The following is a 12,373-nucleotide window of genomic DNA, read 5'->3' on the forward strand; positions in this document are numbered from 1 at the left end:
CCTCTTATTGTTCTGTCAGCGTGCGTACGCAGACGCCGCTTTCGAGCCGCGCCAGCAGGGCGTGGTCACTGATGCCGAAACCGATCTGGCTGACCGCCATGGCGGCGATGGCCGTGGCGGTGCACAGGGCTTGCTCAGGCGCGCTGCCGCTGAGCAGGCCATGCACCATGCCGGCCAGCAGCGAGTCGCCGGCGCCCACGGTGCTGGCAATATCGACAGTGGGCGGCAGCGCTTGCAGGGTGGGCTGGCCACTGAACCAGGTGACGCCCAGGGCGCCCTGGGAGATGACCACGTTTTCGATGCCCTGGGCGTGCAACCGCTTGGCCACGGCGGCCTGTTGCGCCGGGGTGTCGATGCGCTCGCCGAACACTTCGCTGAGCTCGTCGGTGTTGGGTTTGATCAGCCACGGTTGCGTGGCCAGGCCTGCGCGCAGCGCAGCGCCGCTGGTGTCCAGGGCCACTTTCAGGCCCATGCCCACCAGTTTCTCCAGCAACGCCTGCAACCACTGGGCGTTGATGCCCCGCGGCAGGCTGCCGGCCACCACCACGGCGTCGTGGCCGGGGGCGATCTGCTCCAGGCGCTTGAGCAACGCCGCCTGGGCGTCGTCATCGACGAAGGCGCCGGGGCCATTGAGGTCGGTGATGCGCCCGCCGCTTTCGGCCAGCTTGATGTTGCTGCGGGTCTCGCCCGGTACGCGGATGAATTCGTCGGTAAAGCCACGGGCCTTGAACAGCGCTTCGAACGGCAGCGCGTTGTCCTGGCCGAGGAAGCCGGCCACGGTCAGTTCATGGCCCAGGTCGGCCAGCACCTGGGCGACGTTTACGCCCTTGCCGGCGGCGTGGCTGTGCATGGCCGTGCTGCGGTTGACGTCGCCTACCAGCAGGCTGTTGAGCTCCACGGTCAGGTCCAGCGCCGGGTTCAGGGTGAGGGTCAGAATCTTGGCCATCAGGCGTTCTCCACCAAGGCGCGCACCTCAAGGGCGCTGCCCAGGCCCAGCGCGGTCTGCGCCAGGCCTTTCGCTTCGCTCAGGGTCAACTCGCGGACCCCGGCCTTCACCTCGGCAATGCTGCGCGCCGAGACACTCAATTCATCCACCCCCAGGCCCACCAGCAGCGGCACGGCTACAGGGTCTGCGGCCAGTTCGCCGCAGATGCCCACCCATTTGCCATGGGCGTGGGCGGCCCGCACGGTGATGTCGATCAGTTGCAGCACCGCCGGGTGCAGGCCGTCGGCCTGGGCCGACAGGGTCGGGTGGCCACGGTCGATGGCCAGGGTGTACTGAGTCAGGTCGTTGGTGCCGACGCTGAAGAAGTCCACTTCCTTGGCCAGCACCGGCGCCAGCAGGGCGGCAGACGGCACCTCGATCATGATGCCCAGTTGCAGGTCGGCCACCGGAATTTCCAGGCGCAGGCGCTCGGTCATGTCGCGGGCCTGGCGCCACTCCTCAACGCTGCCCACCATGGGGAACATGATGCGCAGCGGGCGGTTGTCGGCAGCGCGCAACAGTGCCCGCAGCTGGCTTTCCATGACGTCGGGGCGTTGCAGGGTCAGGCGGATGCCGCGCACGCCGAGGAAGGGGTTTTCTTCCTTGGCAATTGGCCAATACGGCAGCGGCTTGTCACCGCCCACGTCGAGGGTGCGCACCACCAGCGGCCGGCCGGCCAGGCCGTCGAGCACGCGGCGGTATTCGGCTTCCTGCACGGCCTCGTCGGGGGCCTGGGCGTGGGCCATGAAAATCAGCTCGGTGCGCAGCAGGCCGACGCCTTCGGCGCCCTGCTCCACGGCGGACTTCACGCCGGCGCTTTCGCCGATGTTGGCGAACACCTCGACCGCGTGGCCGTCGCGGGTGACCGCGGTTTCCAGGCGACGAGCGTTGGCGGCTTCCTGGCGGCGGGCGCGCTGTTCACGTTCTTCGATGGCCTGTTGGCGCACCTCGTCGCTGGGGTCGACGATGAGTTGGCCGCGCTGGCCGTCGAGCAGCAGCGGGCAGCCCGATTTCAGCAGCAACACGGCGTCGCCGGCGCCAACGATGGCCGGAATGCCCAGCGCGCGGGCAACGATAGCGCTGTGGGCGGTGGCGCCACCGCGGGCGGTGAGAATGCCGGCCACGCGGGCCGGGTCCAGGCGCGCCACATCGGAGGGGCCGACTTCATCCATCACCAGAATGTAGGGTTGGTTCGGCTCGTCGAGGCTGGCCACGCCACACAATTGCGCCAGCACTCGACGGCCGATGTCGCGCAGGTCGGCAGCGCGCTCGGCCAGCAGCGCGTCGGCCAGGCTTTCCTGCTGCACGGCGGCGGCTTCGATCACGCTGATCCAGGCTGCGGGGGCACTTTCGCCCTGCTTGAGGCGGCCGGCCACTTCGTCGGTCAGGGCCGGGTCGTCGAGCATTTCCTGGTGGGTGACGAAGATTTCGCGGATAGCCTTGGCGGGGCTACGGCGGATCAGGCCTTCGATGTCTTCGCGCACCTGCACCAGCGCGCCTTGCAGGCGCTGGTGTTCGATGTCATGGGATTCACCACGCAGCGGGTAATCGAATTCCTGCAGCACATGCACATGGGCCGGGCCCATGGCGATGCCCGGCGCGGCGGCAATGCCGTTGATCTGCTGGCCGGCCACCGGCGCCTGCAGCTTGGGCGCGATGACGACCACTTCTTCCACCTGCACCACGGTGGTTTCCACCACCAGCGGCAGCGGCTCGACTTCTTCGCCCAAGCCAGCTTCCACGGCGGCCAGCAGGGCCGGCAGGGCGTCGTTGGCAATGCCCGGTTCGGCGATGAACTCCAGCACCTGGCCACGACGGGCGCCCAGGCTCAGCAGCTTGCTCAGGCTTTTCGCCGACACCGCCGGCTCATGGCTGTCGACCACGCGCAGGCGGATCTCACCGTCGAAGCTCTTGGCCAGTTGCGCCAGCTCTTTCGCCGGGCGCGCATGCAGGCCGTGGGCGTTGGCCAGGCCGATGCGCGCGCTGGGCCAGTCGGCCGGCAGCTCGCCGCCCAGCACTTCCAGCACCGCGCGGGTGCTAGTGGCGCGGCCCAATTCCTGGCCACGGCCTTCAATCAGCAATGCACACAGGCGTTCCAACAGGGCCTGGTGGGCCTCGCCCAGGCTGGCCAGGCAAAACAGCCCGGTCAGCGGCTGGCCCAGGTAGCGCAGCGGTTGCTGTGGGGTAACGAAGGCCAGGCCGGGCTTTTTCACCGTCTGTTCGCTGTGCAGCCACCATAGGCCATCGCCCAGGGGCAGCGCCTCGACCTGCTGCAGAATAGCGGCGAAGCCGTTGCTAACGCAGTCGGCCTGGCGCAGCAGGCGGGCACCACGCCACACCAGCTCTTCGAAGTCTTCGGCGGCGACGCCAAGGCTGATCATTTGCGCGTCCAGCGCCAGTTCTTGCGGCGCGCCCTGCAGCAGCTTCAACAGCGCTTCGGGGCTACTGGCGCGGCGCAGCGCCTGGCCCAGGTCGGTCTCGCCCAGGGCGCGGGTCAGCAGTTGCAGCAGGCGCAGGTGTTCGTCGGACTTGGCGGCGATACCGATGGCCAGGTACACGATCTGGCCATCACCCCAGTCCACGCCCTCGGGGAACTGCAGCAGGCGCACGCCGGTGGCATGCACCAGGTCGCGGGTGTCGGGGGTGCCGTGGGGAATGGCAATGCCCTGCCCCAGGAACGTCGAGCCCTGAGCTTCACGGGCTTGCAGGCCGGCCAGGTAGCCCTCGGCAACCAGGCCATCAGCCACCAGTTTGTCGGCCAGCAGGTGCAGGGCGGCGGGTTTATCCACAGCAACCTGGCCCATGGATATCTGCTCTATAGTGAGCTCGAGCATGCCAATCTCCTTTGCGGCATCCGGCGGATGCAGAAGTCTTGTTTTAAGGGTTCAGCATAGGGCCGAAATCACGGCCTGGTCAGCCCCTGGCTGGTTGATGCCCATCAGCCTGCCTCCCGCGAACCATTACCTGACCGGTCCGACAGAAAATTTTCGGCAGAAAACGTTCAAGCTGAATCGTTTAACCTAGAATGACAGGCACGTTACCCGATAATCTTCAGGCATTGAAGCCCAACTGACGGCGGCGCTGCGACATTAGTCGCCTGCCACCGCACCGCATGATCGTGAAAAATGCGTAGGCCTGCGCGTTGAACGCGCCGTATAACAAGGAATACTCGGTTGAAACTCAGTGATATTGCCCGCCTGGCCGGAGTGTCGGTGACCACCGCCAGCTATGTGATCAACGGCAAGGCGCAACAGCAGCGCATCAGCAAGACCACTGTCGAACGTGTGCAGGCGGTGGTGCAGGAGCATGGCTTCACGCCCAACCCCCAGGCCGCCGGCCTGCGCAGCCGCCACACGCGCACCTTGGGCTTTATCCTGCCCGACCTGGAAAACCCCAGCTACGCGCGCATTGCCAAGCGCCTGGAAAAACGTGCGCGCGAGCATGGCTACCAATTGCTTATCGCCAGTTCCGACGACGAGCCGGCCAGCGAGCTGCAATTGCAGCAGCTGTTCAAGGCGCGCCGCTGCGACGCGCTGTTCGTGGCCAGTTGCCTGCCGCCCGGCGACACCAGCTACCTGGAATTGCAGGACAAGGGCATGCCGGTGGTGGCCATTGACCGGGTGCTGGACGAAACCCGGTTCTGCTCGGTGGTCAGCGATGACCGCAACGCTGCCCTGCAACTGACCAGCAGCATTCTGCGCCCGGCGCCCAAGGACATCGCCCTGATTGCCGCGCGCCCCGAGCTGAGCATCAGCCGCGAGCGCGCCGCCGGCTTCCACCAGGCGGTGGAAGGTTTCAAAGGCAAAGTGCTGGTTTCGGAAGGCGAGTCGTTCAGCCGTGAATGCGGCCGCCAGTCGATGCTGCAACTGATCGAGCAACTGGGGCACCTGCCCGAGGCGCTGGTGACCACTTCCTACGTGCTGCTGCAAGGCGTGTTCGATGTGTTGCAGGGCCACCAGGCCGAGTTCCCGTCGCTGCACCTGGCCACGTTCGGCGACACCCAGCTGCTGGACTTCCTGCCCTTGCCCATAAATGCCATGGGCCAGCAGCACGACCTGATCGCCAGCACCGCGCTGGAACTGGCGCTGGCAGCGGTGGAACGCAATGAGTACCGGCCTGGCGTGCACGCCATCGCCCGTACCTTCAAGCAGCGCATCTTCGAGGCCTGAGCCATGGGGCTGATCGACACCCACACGCATCTGGATTTCCCGGATTTCGACGTCGATCGCCCTGCCCTGCTGGCCAACGCCCGCGCCCTTGGCGTGGAACGCATGGTGGTGCTGGGCGTGCACCAGGCCAACTGGCAGCGGGTGTGGGACCTGGTGCAAGGCGACGGGCAGCTGTATGCCGCCCTGGGCCTGCACCCCGTCTACCTGGAAGAACATTCACCCGCCCATGCGCAGGAATTGGGCGACTGGCTGGCGCGCCTGGCAGGGCACCGGCAGCTGTGCGCGGTGGGCGAATTTGGCCTGGACTATTTCCTTGAGGACCTGGACCGCGACCGCCAGCAGGTGCTGTTCGAAGCCCAGCTGGCACTGGCGGCCGAGTTCGAGTTGCCGGTGTTGCTGCACGTGCGCCGCAGCCACGCGGCGGTGATCGCCACCCTCAAACGCTTCAAGCTCAAACGCGGCGGCATCATCCATGCCTTTGCCGGCAGCTACGAGGAAGCCCGCGAGTACATGAAGCTGGGGTTCAAGCTGGGCCTGGGCGGCGCGGCCACCTGGCCGCAGGCAGTAAAGCTGCGCAAGACCGTGGCGCGCCTGCCGCTGGAGGCGGTGGTGCTGGAAACCGACGCGCCGGACATGGCCCCGGTGATGTTCGCCGGCCAGCGCAACAGCCCCGAGCACTTGCCGCAGATTGCCCAGGTGCTGGCCGAACTGATGGGGGTGGAGGCGCAGGCGCTGGGCGCGGCCAGCACGGCCAACGCGTGCGCACTGTTCAACTGGTAGCGGGTTATTCGAACAGGGTGCAGGCCATTACCAGCGCGTCTTCGCGGCCGCCGGCAATCGGATAGTAATCGCGGCGACGGCCGATCTCGTTGAAGCCGAAGCGCTCATACAGGCGGTAGGCCGAACGGTTGCTGTCTCGTACTTCCAGGAAGCATTCGCGGCCGTTCATTTCATAGGCACGGCTCATCAGCCGCTCCAGCAAGCGCAGGCCCAGGCCGCGGCCCTGGCTTTCGGGCTTGACGGTGATGTTGAGCAGGTGCGCTTCGTCGATGATCACGTTGATCACGCCGTGGCCGACCTGCTGCTGGCCTTCGAACATCAGCCAGATTTCATAGGACTTCAGCCCGTCGAGGAAGATGCCGCGGGTCCAGGGGTGGCTGTAGGCGGCGTATTCGATCTTCAGGACAGCTTCAAGGTCCGCCTCGGTCATGCGGCGGAAGGTTACGGCATCACTCATTATTCGGTTTCCAGCGCGCCATCAGTTGGCGCATGGCTTTCCAGACGTCCGCCTTGCGGTGCGGCTCGTCCATCAACAGTTCCAGGCCCGGCAGGCACCAGGCGCTGCCCAGCCCTTCCACCTGCAACTCACGGTAATAATCTTCGGCAGCGGCCTCGCCGGCGAAACGCACGGCCGGCAGGCCCACCAGCCACAGGCAGGCGCAGGGGGCGTCTTCCAGGCGCGCCAGGACAAAGCCCTGGACGAAATCGCGCGCAGCTTCCGGGCCCTGGTCAAGGTTGCCACGCACCAGCAGCGGCCAGCGCACCGGCTCGCCGATGATTTGCGGCGCGTCGGGCAGGCCGGCGGCACGCAGCATGTCCTTGAGCAACAGGTAGGCCGGGTCGCGGCTCTGGAACGGCTCGCCGGTGGGCAGTTCCACCAGGATCAGGCAGGCACCGGCGCGCAGCAGTTGCAGGGCGAAACGCGGCGGCGGCGCTTGCACCACCTTGGGGGCCACGGGCGCGGCTTCGGGCTCGACCACCGGCTTGCTGGCGGCCTTGGGCGTGGGCCGCGGCACCTCGATTTTTGGCCGTTCAGGCGCGCGAGCCACCGGCGCTGCAGCCGCACCCGCAGGGGCCTGCACCGCCACCGGCGGCGGCTCTAGCGGTTCCGGCGGGGCCAGCAGTTCCGGGCGCGAAGGTGCGGCGAATGGCAATTCGGTGCGCGGCAACCATTGCACCACCTGCATGGCGGCAAGGTAGGCGCGGCGACTGGATTCGATTAACAAGGCGCGGCCATCTGTGGATAAGTTAAACGCCAATTCTACCGCCGTTCTGTGCGCCGCGCCGCAGTTGATGCGCACAAACCTGCGGCAAGTCGATCAGGGGCTCAATGATAGGGCGACTGATGCAGTACAATCGGCGCTTTTATTTGGCAACGAGTCGGCCATCCAATGATCGAACCCAAGCGCGTCTTGCGCGCACTCGCCGAACACTGGGCCTTGCTGGAACCGCTGTGCGCCCATTTTGACCAGGGCACGCTGAGCCTGAGCGAACTTCGCCAGCAGGTGGCAGCCCAGCAAGTGGACGCCACGCCGCAGGAAATTACCGCGGTGCTGGATGTGTGGATCCGCCTGGATATCCTGGTGCCAGTGGCCAAGAGCCCGAACCGTTTCGAGCTCAACGCCCAGATCCACGACTTCCTCGCCTACCTGCGCCGTGAGCACCGCCTGGGCCTGTGCCTGGAGATCGAAGCTTACCTGCGCCACCTGGAGCGGTTGGCCGGGCACATTCAGGACGCCTTCGACATTCGCGATGGCAACGACCTGGCCCGCCAACTGCGCCTGCTGGACATGCGTATACGCGACGTGCTGAAAAAGCTCGACAACGACGAGCAGGCCCTGGTGGCCGTGGCCGAGCGCGCCAAGACCAGCGACCGGCAGATCCCGCTGCGCCAACGCTACGCCGAGGTGCTGGCCACCTGGGACGAGTACGTGGAGCCGATGATCCAGCTGGTGAACGCCGATGGCGCGTTCGAGCAGGGCGTGCGCAAGGTGGAGAACGTGCTGTTGCGCATGCTCACCGAGCAGCAGCGCCTGGGCCACCTGGTGGACGACGACATGTTGCTGCGCACCCACGCGCGCATCCTTGAAATGCAGACCCGCGCCCAGCTGACCCTGCGTCACGCCCGCGAGCTGCTGTTGCCGCTGCGTGAAGAAGCGCGCCGGCACAACGCCGTGACCCGCGGCGCGGCGCTGGCCCTGTCGGCCATTCGCCGCAAGGGCCTGGACGCCGTGCCCCAGGCGGCGATGCCGATGTTCACCCGGCCGCAGAGCACTTTCCTCGGCAGTGCCAGCCAGGTGGAGGCCTACGTGTACGCCCTGGCGCGCTTCGAGGCCAAGCCGGCGCAGTTCCCCAAGGCGCACAAGGTGCGCGACGGCGAGGCGCCCAAGGCGCCGCGCACGGTCAAGGAAATGCTCGACCGCTGCGAGGACGCCCTGCCGCTGCCCGACCTGATGGTGTGGCTGCTGGAGCAGGAACCCGAGGGCGCCACCGACGAGCTGCTGTATTGGTTCTCGCGCCTGTCGCGGGACAAGCGCTTTGCCCGCGAGCGCCTGGAGCGCCGCGAATACCACACCCTGGAGCACCGCGTCAGCCTGCGCTCCTTCGCCCTGCTTTCCAGCGCCGACACGCCGTTGGCGGCCCCGCTGGAACCCTCTGCGAGCACTGCACATGAATCTTGATCTGTCCGAAATGTCCCAGCTGGCGCCGATCTTTCGCGAGCTGTACAAGGGCTTCCACATCAGCCGCCGGGACCCGGAACTCTACGCCCAGCTGTCCAACCTGCAGGACCAGTACCGCGGCCTGTTCCGCGCCCTGGGTTTCGAGCTGGTGTGCGACACCCGCGGCTTCTACTACTTCGTGCCCGAGCAGGCTGCCGCCCAGGTCAACAAGACTGCCCAGCGCCTGTCGCTGTTCACCTTCATCCTGGTAGAACACCTGGCCGACCAGGGCCGCGACCCCATGGCCGTGCTCGACGGCGGCAGCATTGGCCGCGACGAGCTGCCTTCGCTGCTGGAAAAATACCGTGACCTGTTCCTGCAGGCCGAGGTGCAAACCCCGGAAGAGCTGGAAGAGAAGATCATGCGGCGCATGACCCAACTGGGCTTCGCCGGCGAGGAGAACGGCGTGTACCGTTTCCTGCCGCCGATGCACCGCTTCCTCGACGTGTGCCTGTCGGTGCAGCAGGACCGCAACCTGGCGGCCAGCCTGCACAGCGACCTGCCATTGCCGACGCCGGTGCTGGTGGATGACGACGACATCATTGTCATCGACGACGAAGAGTCGGAAGAAGATGCGCTGGCACGCGCCATTGCAGAAGAACAGGAGATCGACGCATGAGCCAGGAACGCTACGGCATCCGCCGCTTCGCCTTGCTGAACACCGCCGGCTACAGCCTGGGCCTGTTCCCGCTGGAAAACCCGCTGTCGGTGTACGGTGCCAACAACCTGGGCAAGTCCGCCTCGATCAACGCGCTGCAGTTCCCGATTCTGGCGCGCATGTCGGACATGAGCTTCGGCAAGTACAGCCTTGAGCAGTCGCGGCGCTTCTACTTTGCCAGCGACACCAGCTATATCCTCTGCGAAGTGTCGCTGCCCCACGGCCCCCACGTGATTGGCGTGGTAGGCCGCGGCCCGGGTGGCGGCTTCGGTCACCAGTTCTTTGCCTACAAGGGTGAACTGGACCTGGCCCACTACCAGAAGAATGACACCTGCCTGCGCCAGAAAGAGCTGTTCAGCAACCTGGAGCGCAATGGCCTGAAGGCCTACGAGCTCAAGCCGGACGAACTGCGCCGGTTGCTGGTGGGCGGCCACACCTCGGTGCCGCTGGACCTGACCCTGATTCCGCTGCGTTCCACCAGCGAGCAGAGCCTGAAGACCTTCCGTGCGCTGTTCATCAACCTGCTGCACATGCGCGAGATCACCGCGGCCAAGCTCAAGCAGCTGTTCCTCGATGCTTTCGAGCACAGCCTGCGTTCGGGCAGCGTCGACTACATTGCCGCGTGCGAAGAAGCCTTCCGCGACGTGCGCCGCATGGAGCAGGACTACAACTCGCTGGTGTCCGCCGGCCCGCTGGTCGAGGCCTTGGCCAACGGCGTGCGGCAGCGCGACATTCTGCGCGGCAAGCTGCACCGCATCTCGCCGGTGCTGGATTCGCTGCTGGGCACCTGGCAGGACTACTCCGGCGCGCGCAAGGAAGAGCTGGTCATCCACGCCGAGCACTACCGCAAGGAACAGGACGCGCTGCAGAACAACCAGCGCGGCGGCACCCAGGAGCTGATGCGCCTTGAGCGCGAGATTACTGGCGTGCAGCGCTGGTTGGGCGAGCTGTCGGTGCTCAAGCACCGCTTTGCCCTGGTGGCTGACGTGAAGGTGCTGGAGCAGCAACTGCTGGCCGCCAAGGACGCCCACGACGAGCTCGCCGGTGCCTTGGCGCAGTCCCGTCAGTTCAGTGCCGAAGACCTGGAAGAGCGCCTGCGCGACCTGGAAAAACGCTTGAAGTCGGTCCGTCAGCAACTGGACCACGCCGACAACAACAGCTACGCCCGCCTGCGTGAAGAATTCTCGCAGCAGGACGTGGAACGCCTGATGCGCCTGTTCAACAGCGCGCTGTTCAGCCTGCCGCTGGGTGAGCAGGGCATTGCCCTGGACGACAGCGACGCCTGGGTGAAATCGCTGGAAGCCATCCTGGATAGCTTCAAGGGTGAACGCTTCGAAGTGCCGGGTATTTCCATCGACCTGTCGCACATCGAGCCCCCTGCCCTGCAGGCCCTGGCCGACCGCGCTGCCCTGCGCGAGCAGAAAGAGCGCCTGGAAAAAGAGCTCAAGCAGCTCAAGACCCAGCAGGCCGTGGCCTCCGACCGTGCAGCCAGCAAAGAGCAGACCGAGGCCCTGTACCAACAGGTGCTGGATGCCCAGAAAGCCCTGGAAGACTTCCGCCGCGCCCAGACCCTGAGCGCCGAGGAAGGCGACAAGCTGGAACAGCTGGCGCAGATGGAAGCCGCCCAGGACGAACTCAAGCGCTCCAGCGACGCCTTTACCGAACGCGTCCAGCAGCTGTCGGCCAAGCTGCAACTGGTAGGCCGGCAGATCGCCGACATGGAAGCCAAGCAGCGCACCCTGGACGACGCCCTGCGCCGCCGCCAGCTGCTGCCCGCCGACCTGCCGTTCGGCACGCCGTTCATGGAAGCCGTGGATGATTCCATGGACAACCTGCTGCCGCTGCTGAACGACTACCAGGACAGCTGGCAAGGCCTGCAGCGCGTCGACGGTCAGATTGAAGCGTTGTACGCGCAAGTGCGCCTGAAAGGTGTGGCCAAGTTCGACAGCGAAGACGACATGGAGCGCCGCCTGCAACTGCTGATCAACGCCTATGACCACCGCAGCGAAGAAGCCCTGACCCTGGCCAAGGCCCGCCGCGCAGCCGTTACCGACATTGCCCGTACCCTGCGCAATATCCGCAGCGACTACGACAGCCTCGAACACCAGCTGGCGTTGTTCAACCGCGAGATCAACAAGCGCCAGGTGTCGAACCTGCAGAGCTTCCGCATCGTGTTGGCCCCCAACAAGGAAGCGCTCAAGCATATCGATCAGATTATCCACAGCGCCGGGCAGTACGAGGAAGGCGAGACGTTGTCGGTGTTCGACCTCAGCCAGAGCGCCGAGCAGGACAACAAGAACGAAGAGGCCAAGGAATACCTGGCCCGCCTGGTGGCCGCCAACCATAACCAGCTGGGCCTGAAGGACCTGTTCGAACTGGCCTTCGAGATCACCAAGGTGCATGGCCAGCCGGTGATTCACACCGACATCGACGGCGCTGCCTCCAACGGCACCACCATGACCATCAAGGCGCTGACCAACATGTACTTGTTGCTGCACTTGATGGACCGCGACCTGGCCGGCCGCATTCGCCTGCCGTACTACCTGGACGAGGCAGCGGACATCGACGAACGTAACCAGTCGGCGCTGCTGGAGACCAGCCAGCAGCTGGGCTTCGTGCCTATCCTGGCCAGTGTGAAACCGCAGGTCTCGGCCCATGTGGCCATCGACCTGGAAGGCGGTAGCGGGCCTAACGGCATCTATATCGATGAGTCGGACTGGAAGTACATCCGTCGTCACGATGCGGTGAAGGCGGTGGTTGTGGATGATGAGGCTGAAGAGGTTTCGGCTTGATGTGAGCTTGATGGAATGACAAAAAACCACCCTCTTGGGTGGTTTTTTTGTGCCCGCAACACCCCGTAGCAGCGGCCGCAGGCCGCGTCAGAGGTTACCGGAAATATTGTTGAACGCCAAAAAGACAAAACCCCCACCTGCGTTCGCAGATGGGGGTTTCGGAATTTAATCTTGACGATGACCTACTCTCACATGGGGAAACCCCACACTACCATCGGCGATGCATCGTTTCACTACTGAGTTCGGGATGGGATCAGGTGGTTCCAATG

At 65.6% G+C, this 12,373-nt stretch carries 9 protein-coding genes and 1 rRNA gene; 5 read left to right on the top strand and 5 right to left on the bottom strand.

The features are described from left to right. Nucleotides 1–4: 4 nt before the first annotated feature. Together pfkB and ptsP are read right to left on the bottom strand one after the other, a co-directional pair. Nucleotides 5–946, bottom strand: coding sequence for a 1-phosphofructokinase (gene pfkB / locus AC0SZ7_RS26285; RefSeq protein WP_475507116.1), 942 nt, complete (start codon nucleotides 944–946; stop codon nucleotides 5–7). Continuing rightward, nucleotides 946–3,819: a phosphoenolpyruvate--protein phosphotransferase gene (gene ptsP, locus AC0SZ7_RS26290; protein ID WP_475507117.1), complete on the bottom strand. Its 2,874-nt coding sequence runs from the start codon at nucleotides 3,817–3,819 to the stop codon at nucleotides 946–948. The genes pfkB and ptsP overlap by 1 nt, the downstream gene beginning before the upstream one ends. 339 nt (nucleotides 3,820–4,158) lie before the next feature. Here ptsP and cra point away from each other — a divergent pair, with 339 nt between their 5' ends. Further along, nucleotides 4,159–5,154 (top strand): catabolite repressor/activator, encoded by a 996-nt coding sequence (gene cra / locus AC0SZ7_RS26295; protein ID WP_475507118.1) that lies wholly within the window; start codon nucleotides 4,159–4,161, stop codon nucleotides 5,152–5,154. 3 nt (nucleotides 5,155–5,157) lie between these two features. Further along, nucleotides 5,158–5,934, top strand: a complete 777-nt coding sequence (locus AC0SZ7_RS26300) for a TatD family hydrolase (RefSeq protein WP_475507119.1) — start codon at nucleotides 5,158–5,160, stop codon at nucleotides 5,932–5,934. A gap of 4 nt (nucleotides 5,935–5,938) precedes the next feature. On the opposite strand, the gene rimI is transcribed toward AC0SZ7_RS26300, so the two are convergent. Both rimI and AC0SZ7_RS26310 read right to left on the bottom strand, forming a co-directional pair. Then, nucleotides 5,939–6,391 (bottom strand): ribosomal protein S18-alanine N-acetyltransferase, encoded by a 453-nt coding sequence (rimI, locus tag AC0SZ7_RS26305; RefSeq protein WP_455925582.1) that lies wholly within the window; start codon nucleotides 6,389–6,391, stop codon nucleotides 5,939–5,941. Next, nucleotides 6,384–7,160 (bottom strand): energy transducer TonB, encoded by a 777-nt coding sequence (locus tag AC0SZ7_RS26310; protein ID WP_475507120.1) that lies wholly within the window; start codon nucleotides 7,158–7,160, stop codon nucleotides 6,384–6,386. Before AC0SZ7_RS26310 ends, rimI begins: the two co-directional genes overlap by 8 nt. A 165-nt stretch (nucleotides 7,161–7,325) precedes the next feature. On the opposite strand from AC0SZ7_RS26310, the gene mksB reads away from it, so the two are divergent. The 3 genes from mksB to mksF are packed head-to-tail and all read left to right on the top strand — an operon-like array spanning nucleotide 7,326 to nucleotide 12,104. Continuing rightward, the gene (gene mksB, locus AC0SZ7_RS26315; protein ID WP_475507121.1) at nucleotides 7,326–8,615 is read left to right on the top strand and encodes an Mks condensin complex protein MksB; all 1,290 of its coding nucleotides are present in this window, start codon (nucleotides 7,326–7,328) and stop codon (nucleotides 8,613–8,615) included. Beyond that, nucleotides 8,605–9,273 (top strand): Mks condensin complex protein MksE, encoded by a 669-nt coding sequence (gene mksE / locus AC0SZ7_RS26320; RefSeq protein ID WP_475507122.1) that lies wholly within the window; start codon nucleotides 8,605–8,607, stop codon nucleotides 9,271–9,273. Before mksB ends, mksE begins: the two co-directional genes overlap by 11 nt. Continuing rightward, the gene (gene mksF, locus AC0SZ7_RS26325; RefSeq protein WP_475507123.1) at nucleotides 9,270–12,104 is read left to right on the top strand and encodes an Mks condensin complex protein MksF; all 2,835 of its coding nucleotides are present in this window, start codon (nucleotides 9,270–9,272) and stop codon (nucleotides 12,102–12,104) included. Before mksE ends, mksF begins: the two co-directional genes overlap by 4 nt. A 169-nt stretch (nucleotides 12,105–12,273) precedes the next feature. On the opposite strand, the gene rrf is transcribed toward mksF, so the two are convergent. Beyond that, a 5S ribosomal RNA gene (rrf, locus tag AC0SZ7_RS26330) occupies nucleotides 12,274–12,373 on the bottom strand; the annotation flags it as partial.

The sequence above is a fragment of the Pseudomonas sp. JC1203 genome, from assembly GCF_056175065.1.